At 67.9% G+C, this 13617-nt stretch carries 14 protein-coding genes; 4 read left to right on the top strand and 10 right to left on the bottom strand.

Annotated elements, in window-relative coordinates; genetic code table 11:
• The 3 genes from AC1DKN_RS14285 to AC1DKN_RS14275 form a co-directional block, all read right to left on the bottom strand.
• The gene (locus tag AC1DKN_RS14285; protein WP_476871634.1) at positions 1 to 1191 is read right to left on the bottom strand and encodes an alkaline phosphatase family protein; all 1191 of its coding nucleotides are present in this window, start codon (positions 1189 to 1191) and stop codon (positions 1 to 3) included.
• The gene (locus tag AC1DKN_RS14280; protein WP_476871633.1) at positions 1188 to 2456 is read right to left on the bottom strand and encodes an alkaline phosphatase family protein; all 1269 of its coding nucleotides are present in this window, start codon (positions 2454 to 2456) and stop codon (positions 1188 to 1190) included. Before AC1DKN_RS14280 ends, AC1DKN_RS14285 begins: the two co-directional genes overlap by 4 nt.
• A gap of 95 nt (positions 2457 to 2551) precedes the next feature.
• On the bottom strand, positions 2552 to 3262 hold the full coding sequence (locus AC1DKN_RS14275; protein WP_476850153.1) for an endonuclease/exonuclease/phosphatase family protein: 711 nt from the start codon (positions 3260 to 3262) through the stop codon (positions 2552 to 2554).
• Between the two features lie 195 nt (positions 3263 to 3457).
• Between AC1DKN_RS14275 and AC1DKN_RS14270 the strand changes: the two genes are divergently transcribed.
• Entirely contained in the window at positions 3458 to 4261 is an 804-nt protein-coding gene (locus AC1DKN_RS14270; RefSeq protein WP_476871632.1) for a thioesterase family protein, read from the top strand.
• On the opposite strand, the gene AC1DKN_RS14265 is transcribed toward AC1DKN_RS14270, so the two are convergent.
• Positions 4258 to 4647, bottom strand: coding sequence for a DUF2177 family protein (locus tag AC1DKN_RS14265; protein ID WP_223916770.1), 390 nt, complete (start codon positions 4645 to 4647; stop codon positions 4258 to 4260). The two genes, AC1DKN_RS14270 and AC1DKN_RS14265, sit on opposite strands and share 4 nt — an antisense overlap.
• A gap of 16 nt (positions 4648 to 4663) precedes the next feature.
• On the opposite strand from AC1DKN_RS14265, the gene AC1DKN_RS14260 reads away from it, so the two are divergent.
• A complete protein-coding gene (locus AC1DKN_RS14260; protein WP_476871631.1) occupies positions 4664 to 5410 on the top strand; it encodes a lipoate--protein ligase family protein in 747 nt (248 codons plus the stop codon).
• Here AC1DKN_RS14260 and AC1DKN_RS14255 read toward each other — a convergent pair.
• The 3 genes from AC1DKN_RS14255 to AC1DKN_RS14245 form a co-directional block, all read right to left on the bottom strand.
• A complete protein-coding gene (locus AC1DKN_RS14255; protein WP_476871630.1) occupies positions 5368 to 6996 on the bottom strand; it encodes a carboxyl transferase domain-containing protein in 1629 nt (542 codons plus the stop codon). The genes AC1DKN_RS14260 and AC1DKN_RS14255 overlap by 43 nt on opposite strands.
• The gene (locus AC1DKN_RS14250) at positions 6990 to 8279 is read right to left on the bottom strand and encodes a CaiB/BaiF CoA transferase family protein (RefSeq protein WP_476871629.1); all 1290 of its coding nucleotides are present in this window, start codon (positions 8277 to 8279) and stop codon (positions 6990 to 6992) included. The genes AC1DKN_RS14255 and AC1DKN_RS14250 overlap by 7 nt, the downstream gene beginning before the upstream one ends.
• Positions 8280 to 8361: 82 nt before the next feature.
• Positions 8362 to 9771, bottom strand: a complete 1410-nt coding sequence (locus AC1DKN_RS14245; protein ID WP_476871628.1) for an SLC13 family permease — start codon at positions 9769 to 9771, stop codon at positions 8362 to 8364.
• 123 nt (positions 9772 to 9894) lie between these two features.
• Between AC1DKN_RS14245 and AC1DKN_RS14240 the strand changes: the two genes are divergently transcribed.
• Both AC1DKN_RS14240 and AC1DKN_RS14235 read left to right on the top strand, forming a co-directional pair.
• Positions 9895 to 10602 carry a FadR/GntR family transcriptional regulator gene (locus tag AC1DKN_RS14240; protein ID WP_476871627.1) on the top strand — a complete coding sequence of 236 codons (708 nt, stop codon included), beginning with the start codon at positions 9895 to 9897 and terminating at the stop codon, positions 10600 to 10602.
• Between the two features lie 6 nt (positions 10603 to 10608).
• Positions 10609 to 11934, top strand: a complete 1326-nt coding sequence (locus AC1DKN_RS14235) for a carboxylesterase family protein (protein ID WP_476871626.1) — start codon at positions 10609 to 10611, stop codon at positions 11932 to 11934.
• Positions 11935 to 11963: 29 nt separating this feature from the next.
• On the opposite strand, the gene AC1DKN_RS14230 is transcribed toward AC1DKN_RS14235, so the two are convergent.
• The 3 genes from AC1DKN_RS14230 to AC1DKN_RS14220 all read right to left on the bottom strand — a co-directional run bounded on the left by AC1DKN_RS14230 (position 11964) and on the right by AC1DKN_RS14220 (position 13569).
• A complete protein-coding gene (locus tag AC1DKN_RS14230; RefSeq protein ID WP_476871625.1) occupies positions 11964 to 12443 on the bottom strand; it encodes a hypothetical protein in 480 nt (159 codons plus the stop codon).
• Positions 12444 to 12622: 179 nt separating this feature from the next.
• Positions 12623 to 13156, bottom strand: coding sequence for an N-acetyltransferase family protein (locus tag AC1DKN_RS14225; protein WP_476850022.1), 534 nt, complete (start codon positions 13154 to 13156; stop codon positions 12623 to 12625).
• Between the two features lie 155 nt (positions 13157 to 13311).
• A complete protein-coding gene (locus AC1DKN_RS14220) occupies positions 13312 to 13569 on the bottom strand; it encodes a hypothetical protein (protein WP_476850021.1) in 258 nt (85 codons plus the stop codon).
• Positions 13570 to 13617: the final 48 nt, after the last annotated feature.

Here is a 13617-nt window from a genome sequence, read left to right as displayed (position 1 = left end):
TCACCCCTGGACGCCTGCGTTGTAGACGTCGAGCCCGAAGCGGTTCAGTCCAGGGGCTCCCGCGTAGCCCAGGTAAGGCAGGCCGAAGGTGTCTTCGATGCTGGCCAGCAGGCTGTAGTGGTTATAGGGAGTGGTGGACCAGGTTCCGCCCTTGGTAAAGGGTGAGATCACGAGCGCGCCGACACGGCCGCCGCCCGGGCCGGTGATGCCAGGCTCGGGAGTGTTCGGGCCGGCGGTTTCGCCGCAGCAGGCGGTGGCGTCCGACTGCGGGCCGTCGGACTCGTCGAAGGTGACCACCAGGACGCCGTCCTGTTTGAACGCCGGGGAGGAGGTGATGGCCGGCACCCACTGCCTGAGCCACTCGTCGGCGCTGGCCAGGCCACCCGGTTGTCCGTCCACGCACGGGGCGTCGTGGCCGTCGTGGCAGAGGTTCGGCGTAATCATGGACAGATTGGGGGTCGTGGCGGTCGACGCGAGGTCTGTCTTCAAGGCGCTGAGGTCGACGTCGTTCTTGGCGCAGTCCGGGGAGCCGGTGATCCCGGCGAAGTAGACGAAAGGGTTGTGACGCGTCGCGTACTGGTCCCCGACCTTGGCCTTCTGAGTGTCGTCCACCGCGCCGAGGGCCGGATGCCGGCAGGGCGTTCCCATGTCTTCCATGTAGCCCTTCCACGTCTTGCCTGCGGCCGTCAGTTGGCCGGCCACCGTGGGCACGCTGGCCGGGAAGACACAGCCGTCTCCGACCGCCTGGCCGGGACTGGACGTGCCACTTCCGACAAACGGTGAGTAGGTCTGGCAGTCGGCCTGCATTTGGGGGTTGGGGCCTTGGCCGGAAATCTGGGCGACGTAGTTCGGCTGAGAATTGTGGGCCGTGCCGAAGTACTGGTTCAGCAGCACCCCCTGGCCCCTGAGCGTCTGGGACAGGTATGGGGCGGCCGACGCCGGGCCCCACGTCCCGTCGTAACCCTTGTTTTCCAGGTTGATGATGAAGACATGTTTGGCGCCGGGCAGGTAGCCCTGGCCCGAGGTGGCTGTCGGAGCGCTGGCTGTGGCAGCCGGCTGGGCCGGTCCGTAGCCGATCGCCGCCGCCGCCAGCAGGACGATGGCCGCGGCGGAGGCCCGCAGAGCTGGCCTGCGGACCCGCCGGAGGGGCCCGGGGGCCGCCGTCGTGGTTTCTGTGGTGGTGGGGTTCACGGGAGTTTCCATCCGTCGGCGAGTGCTTTCTGTTTGAGTCCGGACCATTCCTCGGCTGGCGGCGGCCCCACGGGGGTGCAGGCCGGGCCGGCCACGAAGGGCGGGACCAGGTAGGTGGGAGCGGTCAGGTTTGCCGGTGCGCCGAAGTCCAGGACTTCGGCGATGTTGCGGGCCGCGCTGTCCCGGGGCGTCAGCGGAGGCAGGTTCCACCGCCATTCGATGGCCTTCAGTACGGACGTGTGATCGTAGATGTCGTGGGCGACGTACCGGCGTCGGGCGCGCGGGGAGATGACCACGGACGGCACCCGGAAGCCCCTCAGGGCCGTCGCGGCGCTCATGTCCGGGGCCGTACCGGGGGCGACGTGGTCGTAGAAGCCGCCCCACTCGTCATAGTTGATCACCAGCAGCGTCTTGGCCCACCCCGGGCCGGTGGTGACGGCGTTGTAGACCTCGGCGAGAAATGTCTCCCCGGAGCGGATGTCCGCGTGCGGGTGGTCATCGCCGGATGTTCCCGATCCCTCGTCGGTGAACCGCGGATCCACGAAGGACACCGCGGGCAGGCTGCCGGCGCCGGCGTCAGAGAGGAATTCGGAGTAGTGGTGCGAGATCCCGAGGTACTTCGTGCCCCAGAGCGCGGTGAACGGGATATCGCCGTAGTAGTACTTTCCGTCCACCCCGGCGGCGGCCAGCCGGTCCCAGATGGTCGGGAGCGTGGATGTCACGGTGGAGTTGTGCAGCCGGTCGGTGGCCGCCGCGTGCTGGTAGAACCTGTTCGGGTAGGTTTCGGCCATCGTGGCGGCAAAGTACCGGTCGCAGACCGTCCAGTCCGGGCCGGCCTGCCGCCAGAAATCGAGGTCGGCGGCGTCGTAATAGCCGACGGCGAACTCGTCGTTTTCCCCGGCCAGGAGCCAACCGTTGTTCTTGCCGCCGTTGTACTGGATCCGGCCGCCCTCGTACGAGTGGTCCGGGTCCGGGTGGCCGCAGCCCTGGAAGTCCGTCAGGTGGTGCGTGGTGTGCGGAGTCCCATAGCGGTCCGTGTAGCTCAGGCCGGCCTGCTGGCCGTCTGAACCGGGCAGCCAGCCCAGGAAGTGGTCGAAGGAACGGTTTTCCATCATCAACACGATGATGTGGTCAATGCCGGATGCGGCGGCCGGGGGCAGGGCGGCAGTGGCGGCTTCCGCTGCCCGCCAGCTGTTGCCGGCGGCGAGCGCTGTGGCTGCGGCCGTTCCGGCGGCAGTCAGGAACGTGCGTCTTGAGAAGTTCACGCCCAGCAGTAGATCACAGGCAGATTACGAGAAGCCTGCTTTCGATGCCCGGTTCACCGGGTGTTCACCGGGTGTTCGTACCCCCGGACCGGCCGCTAAGGCTCCGCGGGTCCTGAACCGTTGGGGGGCGCCTCCTGGCCGTATTCGGCCGTGATCAGGATGGGAAGGTGGTCCGACGCGCCTCGGGCCAGGGTTTCCACGCTTTCGATCTCCAGCCCCTGGGAAGTGGCAAAATCGAAATGGCCCTTGAAGACCTTGTACCGGGTGTAGGTGCGTCGGTCACTCATCGTGAGGTCGTAGCCGGCGTCCTTCATCTGCGCTGTCAGGGACTTGGTGAAGAACGGATAGTTGAAGTCGCCCACCATCAGGGACATCAGCCCACCGCCCATGCTGAGCAGCTCGGCGTGGGCGGCATGGATCTGGTTCCGGCGCAGTGAGTTCGATGCCGTCAGCGGTGCCGCGTGGAAGGACGCGATGACGAGTTCGTGGTCGGTCTCGTTGTCGGTCACACGCGTACCGATGAGCCGCTCGTGCGCGGGGGAGAGGACACGGTCGTGCATGGACTTCTTAAGGGCGAAGGTCTTGGTCTCGTAGGCCGTGAAACGGCTCATGCGGTAATAGATCGCCAGGCCCAGCCGGTTGCCCTTGGTGGAATCGGCTAGGTGCAGATCCCCGATGGTCTCCGGCAGATCGTCCGTATCGCACTCCTGGAGGCACAAAGCATCAATCTCGAAATCACGTGCCAGATCGACCAGCTCGCCGCTGGCCGCGTGCTTGCGGAGGTTGTAGCTGATGACTCTAAGCAGGGGGAGCACCTCTTCGGTGAATAGTCGTTAAAACCTCACCCGAGTCTACCCAGTCCGAGCGGATCGGTTGGGAACAAGCGCAACGCGCGTCCGGGGTCCGCGCCGGATCGGAGCCGGAAACACAGCGGCCGGGAACACTGAAAGCGCAGCAGGATAGTGTGTTCTGGAATCACCAGCCATGGGAAAGGGCGGACGTTGACAGCTGCACTACCGGAACTTGCCGAGGGCGATTTCTACTACGAGGTCCTGGGGGACGGGCGGTTCCGCTCCACCATCCACGCCCAAGGCGCCTGGAACGAACACGAGCAGCACATGGCCCCCGCGTCCGGCATCATGGCCGACCGCCTGGCCCGGCATGAGCCCCGTGAAGACATGCGCATGGCGCGGCTCAGCTACGAAATCCTCGGGCTGATCCCCGGCGGTGAGTTCGAGATCGTGGCCTCCACCCTGCGCCCGGGACGGACCATCGAACTGGTGCAGGCCGAGCTCGTTTCCGGCGGGCGCACGGCCATTCGCGCCACGGCCTGGCGGATGATCACCTCTGACACGTCCGCCATCGCGGCCTTCGAGGATCCCAGGATTCCGGCGCCGGAGGACTGCGAGCCGTACGACGCCGCGGCCGTCTGGCCCGGCGGCTACATCGCCTCACTGCACATGCGGATCGCCGAGGGCCACCGGGCGGGCTCGGGAACCGTCTGGCTCCGCACCGACTACCCGCTGACAGACCGGGCGGACAGCGGCGACCTCGCCCGGCTGGTCGGCCTCGTGGACACGGCGAACGGCATTGCCGCCCGGGTCCCGCCGGGCAAGGGCAGCTACGCCTTCCCCAACCTGGACCTGCAGATCCACATGTACCGGCAGCCGGAGGGGGAGTGGCTGGGGCTGGACAACGAAGTCACGTTCGGTACGGACGGGATCGGGCTCACCTCCACGGTGCTGCATGACCTCACAGGCCCGTTCGGACGCGCGGAACAGATCCTGACGCTGCGCAGGTCCTAGTTCGAGTGGAAGACGAGCCAGCCGGCCAAAGTGGCCAGCGCCGTCAACACGGCACCCCAAAGGATGTCCACGACGATCAGCTGCCACGGCCACGTCTTGAGCGTGGCGGCATTTGTCAGATCGTAGGTGGCGTAGCCAAACACGCCCAGCGCGGCACCGTAGCCCACAGCGCTGAGCCAGCTGCCGCCGTCGAGCGCTGGCGTCAGGGCAAAGAACACGATCCCGGCAATGTAGATCACGTAGAACACCACCGCGTAACCTAGATTGGGCTTGTCGGCCATCAGGTCACCGATCTGGCGGCGGTAGAACGGGTTCATCGTCTTGAGCCAGATGGCGTCGATGATGGCGAATGCGGCGGCTACGACGAGGAATTGCAGAATGACCATAAGGGAGCATAACAACATGCCGCAGGCGCCAGCCGGGTCCCGGACACTGACGGTGGTGCGGCAGCAGGAATCACTTGGCGCCGCGGCCGACCTCGACTTCGCGCTCGGGCTCCTCCAGAAGGTCAAAACCGGCTCGCTGGGTCCCACCTTGCGGCTGTACCGGCCGGTTCCCACGGTCGCCTTCGGCCAGCGCGACACGCACCTGCCCGGCTTCGAGGCCGCCGCCAACGCCTGCCGGCAGCTGGGCTTCGAGCCGCTGGTCCGCAAGGCCGGAGGCCGCGCGGCGGCGTACCACGAGCGAACCCTCGTCATCGACCACCTGGAACCCGATGCGGACGCGATTGCCGGGGCCAAGGGGAGGTTTTCGCGTTTCGGCGAACTGCTCGCCGGGGCACTGCGCGACGCCGGGGTGTATGCCGGCGTCGGTGAGATCCCGGGGGAGTACTGCCCCGGGGAGTTCAGCGTGCACGGCAGCGACCCGGAGGTCCCCGAGCACCGGATCAAGCTGGTCGGCACCGCCCAGCGGGTGGTCGCCGGCGGCTGGCTCTTCAGCTCCGTGATCGTGGTGGCGGACTCCGCCCCGATCCGCGCGGTCCTGGAGGCCAGCTACGCCGCCCTCGGCCTCGAATGGGACCCCGCGACGGCGGGCTCGGCCGATGACCTGGTGCCGGGCCTGGACGTCGATGCGGTCGAGGCCGCGGTGATCGCCGCCTACGGACGCTACGCCCCGCTCAGCCACGCGGAGTTCTCGAGCCTGCTCTGAGCCTCATCTAGCGGTGACCCCGCCGGGCGGCGTCCCTCCGCCGGCGCAAGGACGCTGCCCAGGTTGCGGTACTTCGCCAGGCGCCGGGGGAGGAGTTCGTCGACTCCTGCGTTGGAGAGCGTGGCGAGTTCGTATTCAATGGCGCGGCCGAGGCGACTGCAGAAGGCCAGGGCCTCGTCGGCGGCGTTGGGGCGTTCGTCCACGATGTGTTCCACAAGTCCGTTGGCGTGCAGCGACGCGACGTTGACGCCCTGGGCCTCGGACATGGCCGCGGCGAAGCCGGTGCTCCGATGGACGATCGCGCTCGCGCCTTCCGGCGGCAACGGGGACAGCCAGGCGTGCTGCGCGGCGATGGTGCGGTCCGCGGGCAGGAGGGCCAGTGCCCCGCCGCCGGCCCCCTGCCCGAGCAGCACGGACACCGTGGGTGCGTTAATCCCGATGAGGTCGTGCAGGGAGCGGGCGATCTCGCCGGCCAGGCCGCCTTCCTCGGCTTCCTGGGACAGGGCGGCGCCGGCGGTGTCGATGATGGTGACCAGCGGCAGCCCGAACTCCTCGGCTAGGCGCATGCCGCGCCGGGCCTCCCGGAGGGACGCCGGCCCCATCGCCGTCTGTCCCAATGCCGTCTGTCCCATGCCTGTCGGCCGCGTGGCCCGGGGCCGGGTGTGGCCGATCACGACGCAGGATTCCCGGCCGAAACGGGCCAGGGCCAGCTGGAGGCCGGGGTCCTTTTCGCCCTGGCCGGTGCCGTTGAGCGGAAGCACGTCCCGGGCCCCGTGCGCCAGCAGCTGCCGGACATCCGGCCGGCGGGGGTCGCGGGAAATACCGATCGACTCCCAGGCGCCGGCGCCGGACGGCTTCACGGACAGTGTGGCGGGCGCGGCGACCGGCGGGTGGGGGCCGGTGACCAGGATGCCCAACGCGCGGTCGGCGACGTCGGACAGCTGCCAGGGCGGGACCACCGCGTCAATCAGCCCTTTGTCGAAGAGGTTCTCCGCCGTCTGGACGTTCTCCGGGAACGGGGTGGCGTGGAGGGCCTCGTAGACCCGGGGTCCGAGGAAGCCGAGCAGGGCGCCGGGCTCGGCGGCGGTGATATGGCCGAGGGACCCCCATGAGGCCATGACGCCTCCCGTGGTGGGATGACGCAGGTAGACCAGATAGGGCAGCCCGGCCTTGCGGTGGGTGCGGACGGCGGCGCTGATCTTGACCATGGAGAGGAACGCGACGGTCCCTTCCTGCATGCGGGTCCCGCCCGACGCCGGACCGGCCAGGAGGGGCAGGCCCTCGCGGGTGGCCCGTTCGACGGCGGTGACGATCCGTTCCGCGGCGGCCTGGCCGATGGAGCCGGCGAGGAACCGGAACTCGCTGACGATCACGGCCACCCGGCGGCCGCGGATCAGGCCTTCGCCGGTAAGGACGGATTCGTCCACGCCGGTCCTGGCCCGGGCGGCGGCCAGTTCCTGCCGGTACTCGGGGCCGGGATCGGGGTCCAGCACGGGCGCGTCCCAGCTGCGGTAGGACCCGGGATCGAGGACCGCGGTGATGAGTTCGGTGGCGTCCAGGTGCCGGACCTTCTGCCGGGTCAGCATGCCCGGGGGCCTTCCTGGCCGGTGACTGTGGCCGCGCCCGCTGGGGCGCCCGCTGGGTTGCCCGCTGGGGCGCCCGCTGGGGTGCCGGGTGTCAGCCCCAGCCACCGCCGGATCTGCTCCCCGTCCTGGTCCAGCAGCGGCGGCGCGGTGTGGGAGGTCAATGTGGTTTCGGTGGTGCCGGCGGCGCTGAAGAACCGCAGGGGCGGGCCGGGCAGGCTCACGGTGCCGAGGATTTTGTGCTCGACGTCGACCACCAGACCCTGCGAGTGGACCTGTTCCCATTCGTAGACTTCGTCCAGGGTTCTGACCTTGCCGGCCGGAATGCCGGCGTCGTTGAGTTTGGTGAGCAGCGGCTCCGCCTCGAAATCGGAGAACACCCGCTCCACTTCTTCGATGACTTTCTCGCGGTTGCGCACGCGGTCCGCATTGGTGGCGAACTCCGGCCGCGCGGCGTCGATCCCGAACGTCGAGGCGAATGTTTTCCAGAGCTTTTCGCTTCCCACACTGATCTGCACACTGCCCTGCCGGCAGTGGAACAGTCCGTAGGGGGCAATGGACGGGTGCTGGTTGCCCTGCGCCTTCGGCACTTCGCCCGCAACCGTGGCCCGGGTGCCCTGGAAGGCATGGACCCCGATCAGGGCCGCGAGCAATGAGGTGCGGACGATCTGGCCCTGGCCGGTCCGCTCACGCTGGAGCAGCGCCGCGAGGGTCCCGAACGCCCCGTACATGCCGGAGAGGAGGTCGGCGATGGGGACCCCGACCCGCTGCGGATCGTCCGGCCCGGATCCGGTCAGGGACATCAGCCCGGCCTCGCCCTGGAGGATCTGGTCGTAGCCGCTGCGCTGGGATTCGGGCCCGTCGTGCCCGAATCCTGTGATGGAGAGGACCACCAGCGCCGGATTCAGGGCGTGCATCTGCGCGGCGGAGAATCCGAGCCGGTCCAGGACGCCGGGACGGAAGTTCTCGATGACCACGTCGGCGCGTTCCAGCAGCTCACGCAGCACTGCCCGCCCGTCGTCGCTCTTCAAGTCCAGGGCAATCGATTCCTTGTTGCGGTTGCAGGAGAGGAAATACGTGGCCTGCGGATCATCCTCGGGGCCCACGAACGGCGGCCCCCAGCCGCGGGTGTCGTCGCCGGTACCGGGGTTCTCCACCTTGATCACCCGCGCGCCGAGGTCAGCCAGCATCATCCCGGCATGCGGGCCGGCGAGCGCGCGGCTCAGGTCCACTACGAGATAGCCGGTGAGGGGGCCTTCGGCGTCGGGCATGGGTTCGGTGCTCATGGACGTGTTCCTTCTTTGGTCGGTCGTGGCGGGCGCGCGGTGGGCGTGCGCGGTTGGTTGATTTGTCGGCTGCATCCAGCGGTCACATCCAGCCCGGGACTACCATGACCAGCCAGGCGACGGCCGGTCCGACGGCGACGACGATGCCGCTGTAGGCCAGGATCTGCTTGTAGAACCTGTCCTTGTCCACGTCCTCGGGCGCGTTGGCCAGGACCAGGGCGCCGTTGGTGGAGAACGGGGACACATCCACGATCGTGGAGGCCACGGCCAGGGCGGCGATCACGCCTACGGCGCCGACCTCGCCGGTGGCCAGGAACGGCACCGCCAGTGGAATGAGGGCCGCGAGGATGGCAGTGGAGGAGGCGAAGGCCGAGACGATGGCACCGATGTAGCAGATCAGCAGCGCGGCGAGCAGGGGCATGCCGAGATCCGCCACTCCGCCGGACACGAATGCGATGGTGCCGGCTTCTTCGAGGACGCCCACGAACGTGAGCATGCCGCAGATGAGCAGGACCGTGGACCAGCTGATCTTGTTGACGGCGCCCTTCTGCGCGGCGGGAGACACGAGGGCGAGGACGATCGCGATGGTGATTGAAACAAAGCCGACGTCCACCTTGAATCCGAGCGAGATGACGGCCAGGGCGATCAGGCCAAGGATGGTGATGAGCTGGGGCATGGATGCACGGGCGCCGCCGGCCGGAGGTGCGACGGCCGGGGCGGGACCGGCAGCCGAGGATGTGCCAGAGCCTGAGGTGCCCTTGGCCGAGACGCCGGCGGCGGAGATGTCGGATCCGGACCCCTGCAGCGTGACGCCGGCCGCGCGCGCACCCACGCTGACGGACAGGCGCTTTTCTGCGGCCTGTTCCACCAGCCGCCCGCCCGGGGTGGACAGCAGTTTGCCGCCGCCGAGGACGACAAACAGCACCAGCGCGATGGCCAGGTTGAAGAGGAAACTCGCCAGGAAGATCGCCATCGGGTTGGCGTCCAGCTCCGTCCTGGCAATGATGCTGTTGACGGTGACGCCATAAACGGCGATGGGGGAGAAGCCGCCGGCCTGCGCGCCGTGGATCACCATCATGCCCATCATGAGCGGATTGATTTTGTGTTTGGCGGCGAAGCTGAGGGCGATCGGCGCGATGATGGCCACGGCGGCCGGGGAGAGGGCGCCGACGGCGGTAATCACCGCGGTGATGGCGAACATGACCCACGGGATCAGGGCAACCTTGCTGCCGACCAGCCGAACGGCGCCCCGGACCAGCAGGTCGATGGTGCCGTTGTTTTGCGCGATGGCGAACAGGTAGGTAACCCCGACGATGGTCAGGAACAGGCCGCCGGGGAAGTTGGCAAGGATCTCGTTGGTGGACATCCCCAGCACCACGGAGCCCAGCAGGAAGGCGCCGACGAAGGCCAAGGCACCCATGTTGAGCGGCAGCACCGTGGCCAGAAGGAACATCACCGCCAGGATGATGATGGACAGGACGGGAGCGGACATCGTTGTTCCTCCGGATCGAAGTGGTTCGTGACTGGCTTAGTGGCCTAGCCTCCTAGACACTAGGTGTCTTTGTCAATAGTTCTCCGGTAGTCTTAGGGGTCAGGACAGGCTGGAAGGACGCGCATGGCAAAGCAGGCGGCAACGCATCAGATTTCCCGCGTTTCGCGGCCCCGGCTTTACGAGCAGCTGGTGGAGCAGATCATGGACTTCATCGAGTCCGCCGAGCTGGGCCCCGGGGACACGTTGCCGGCCGAGCGGGAACTTGCCGAGCGGTTGGGGGTTTCCCGTGCCACCCTGGCGCAGGCCCTGGTGGCCCTCGAGGTGCTTGGCGTGATCGACGTCCAGCACGGCACCGGAGCGGTGCTGGTCTACCGGCCGAACGTTCCCTCCGTGATCAAAGGCCTCCGCGAACACCGGAGTCGTCTGCCCGAGATCGTTGAGGCGCGGAGCACGCTGGAGGTCAAGCTGGCCGAACTGGCCGCGGCCCGCCGCACGGAGCAGGACATGGACGCGATCGATCACGCCCTCGAAGCCATGGCGTTAGAGGTCGCCTCGGGAGACCGCGGCGCACGCGGCGACGAGCTGTTCCACCAGGCCGTCACCGCCGCGGCCCACTCGGCGGTCCTCGCCCAGCTCATGACCTTCATTGCCGGCATGGTCCTGGAAACGCGCCTCGAATCGCTCGCACAGCCCGGCCGGCCGGAGCAGTCGCTCGCCTCCCACCGCAAGATCGCCGACGCGATCAGGTCCCGGGACTCGGCGGCCGCCGCGGCGGCGATGCTGGAGCACATTGATCTTGTCTCCGACGTTGCCCTCCTGAAGAACAGCTAGACCGGAATGAACGTGAACCTTTCCTTCGATCCGCCGTGTGGCCCGATCACCGGATGGCGCGACGGCGCCGTCGTGCGTGCCGCCGGCATTCCCTACGCCACCGCGGAACGCTTTCAGCCGCCCGCGCCGGCACCCGACTGGGCCGAGACGCTCGAGGCGACATCCCTGTCTCCGGCGTGCCCGCAGGCGCCGGTGCCCTTCCTGGATGACGTGCTCGGCACCCGCTACGGCGAACTTCCGGGCAGCGAGGATTGCCAGCGCCTGACCATCACCCTGCCTGCCGATCTCCACGACGGTGAACGGCTGCCGGTAATGGTGTGGCTGCACGGCGGGTCCTACACGTCCGGTTCCGGGGATCTGGCGATCTTCGACCCCGCAGCGCTGGTTGCCGAAACCCGGGTGATCGTCGTTTCGGTGACCTACCGGCTGGGCCTCTTCGGATATTTGTCCACCAGCACCGGCCGTCCCGCCAATCTGGGCCTGCTCGACCAGATCGAGGCGTTCCGGTGGGTGCAGCGCAACATCGCGTCCTTCGGCGGCGATCCGGGCCGCGTCACCGCGTTCGGGCAATCCGCAGGGGGCGACGCCGTCGCGCACCTCATGGCGACCCCTGACGCGGCGTCGCTCTTCCAGCGCGCCATCATTCAAAGTGCGCCGCTGGGCATTACCCGGGGGCGGGAAAGGATGACCGCCGCCATGGGGGTGGCCGCGGAGGCGGTTACCGCCGCGACTCCGGCGATGGACGTCGTCGCTATTGAAGAGGACGTGGCGCGGGCGGCGAGGAAGTTCGGTCTGATGGCTGCCATGCCGTTCGGGATCCAGTACGGGCACTCACCCCTGCCCGAGGAATCCGGGCTTGACCGGGCCTGGAATGCCGCTGCCCCGGCGATCGACATCCTGATCGGCTACACGGCGGAGGAAGCCCGGCTGTTTCTGCCGCGCAGCCCGCGCCTGGGCCGGGTGGCGAGGATTCCCGTGGTCGGCAGCGCGGTGCTCAAGGCAGTCACCTGGGTGGTTACGGAATTGGTGTACGGCAAAGCGGCCAGGCAGTTTGCCAGGCGGCATGTACGTGCGGGCGGCCGGGCCCACAGCTACGTGCTGTCCTGGCGCGCACCGGGAAATCTCTATGGCGCCGCGCACACGGTTGACCTGCCCCTGCTCTTCGGCCATCAGCGCACGTGGGAAGGTGCCGGACTTCTGGCGGGGGCGACGTGGGACGAGATCAATGCCCATGGCCAGGCGATGCGGGCGCTGTGGGCACAGTTCGCCTACGGGGAAGGCCTCGGATCCCGGGGAGAGATTCCCGGCTCGCTCCGGTACCGCTCGGTCTGAACTCCCGAGGCCTCACCCGGCGTGCGCTGTCACCCCCGCTGGATCAGGACCGCAGCGATCACCCAGAGGAGCGCCGCGACGCCGGTGGCGAGAACCGGGCGGTTCCACGTCGTGGTCACTGTTCCGCCGGAGGAGTGGAGTCCAGCGGCGCGGGCGTCGTGCCACGCCTGGGCGATCCTGTCACGGCCGGTGACTACCTCCGGCTGCCGGATGCGCTCATTGCTGGGGAGCATGCTGTGTGGCCGGCTCTTCAGATCGCTGACATGCTGAAAGCCGGAGTCGAACGAGCCCGGCGGGGTGGGAGCGCCCCAGCTGACGTACTTCTTGCCCGCGGCCCTGACGGTGACGGCATAGCGGACCTCGATGTCCTCAACCGTATCGAACGGTATCCGGTGGTCGCGCAGTCCGTTGATCAACACAAACCCGCCGCTCTCAACGCGGAGGCACGGGCGCCACTGGGCTGCATAGACGAACCAGGACACCAGAACCAGCCAGGGTGCGGCGTCCATCGCGGCACTGGGTTCTCCGCTGGCCGCCAGCCAGTACAGTGTGCCGGCAGCACCGGCCCATACGGTTGCGGCAACGGGCCGGCCCGACGCCGAGCGGTGCGTCCGGGCTCGCCGCGCGGACCGCTGAGTGGACGCTGGGCAGTCCGTCCGCGGCAGGTGCACGTTCTCTTTTGACGCTTTCAATGGTCCCCCTCCATCGCCCGGGCCGTCGCCGGGTTGAGAGCAATGTAGCGCACGCCGTGTCCGGATCGGTGGTCAAGGGTGAAGCCCGGATACTCGGGAAAGTCGCCCACACGATCGGGGGTGAAGCCGAGTGCCTCGTAAAAGCCGATGGCGGAGGGACTTGCCTGCCAGTCCAGGATCATTGGCTGTGGCCTGGCCCGTGACCAATCGAAGATGAAGTTCATAAGGGCCCGGCCGGTGCCGGCCAGGCGCGTGTCGGGGTCTACAAAGACGTCATGGACCCGGCCTGTCGTGAAGTCAGCCCGCAGGCCCGGCCCGAAATCCTGAGCGAGGCCGTAGCCGAGCAGCCTGGTGCGTGCCGGAGCCACAGGGAGGCACCATGAGGCGTCGGCAAGGAACCGGGCGAAACGGCTATGGAAAACCTCGGGCGGAACCTCCTGTGCGGCTGGAGTGAAGGCGATGGACAACCGGCGCACCTCGGCCGCGTCTTCCGGCCTCGCTGCGCGCACCACCAGCTCTTTCGGCGTCACGTGGGCACTTTCCCTTGAATCATCGCCGACATTCGATCAATCCTGTGGACGGAATAGTTGATGCCGCGTTTGCGGCTCAGCGCAGCATAGATGCTGCAGCGACTATTGACATAGTCAATTTCAGCTGCGGTGACCCGGCCGAAAGACGGGAGTGCTTACTCAGTGAGCTCGGCCAGAACTTCGGCCGCGTCCGTATTGCCGGCGGATGCCAGACGCCGAAGCTCGTCCAGATCTTCCTTCTCAGTGGCGAGTTCAACCAGCTGATCCTCAGCGTCGCGGCTGCCGCCGTCGGCAAGTTGCCGCAGCTCCTCGAAATCTTCCCGCTCCGCGGCCAGCTCGATGAGCTCGCCGATGGCGTCGTTGTCACCGCGGGCAGCCCGCTCACGGAGAATGGAAAGTTCAGAATCTGACATGGCGTGGCCTTCCAAGAAAACGGTTCTGCTGGACTCTTCTGGCCCGAG

Source organism: Arthrobacter sp. 01N444 (genome assembly GCF_056399305.1).
This window is presented reverse-complemented; position numbering and strand designations above follow the sequence as displayed.

Coding starts and splice junctions, on each gene's coding strand:
- AC1DKN_RS14255 (WP_476871630.1), bottom strand. CDS start 6,996: ATGCTGACCCGGCAGAAGGTCCGGCACCTGGACGCCACCGAACTCATC.
- AC1DKN_RS14265 (WP_223916770.1), bottom strand. CDS start 4,647: ATGGTCATTCTGCAATTCCTCGTCGTAGCCGCCGCATTCGCCATCATC.
- AC1DKN_RS14240 (WP_476871627.1), top strand. CDS start 9,895: ATGGCAAAGCAGGCGGCAACGCATCAGATTTCCCGCGTTTCGCGGCCC.
- AC1DKN_RS14220 (WP_476850021.1), bottom strand. CDS start 13,569: ATGTCAGATTCTGAACTTTCCATTCTCCGTGAGCGGGCTGCCCGCGGT.
- AC1DKN_RS14230 (WP_476871625.1), bottom strand. CDS start 12,443: ATGGACGCCGCACCCTGGCTGGTTCTGGTGTCCTGGTTCGTCTATGCA.
- AC1DKN_RS14235 (WP_476871626.1), top strand. CDS start 10,609: ATGAACGTGAACCTTTCCTTCGATCCGCCGTGTGGCCCGATCACCGGA.
- AC1DKN_RS14260 (WP_476871631.1), top strand. CDS start 4,664: ATGCCGCAGGCGCCAGCCGGGTCCCGGACACTGACGGTGGTGCGGCAG.
- AC1DKN_RS14245 (WP_476871628.1), bottom strand. CDS start 9,771: ATGTCCGCTCCCGTCCTGTCCATCATCATCCTGGCGGTGATGTTCCTT.
- AC1DKN_RS14250 (WP_476871629.1), bottom strand. CDS start 8,279: ATGAGCACCGAACCCATGCCCGACGCCGAAGGCCCCCTCACCGGCTAT.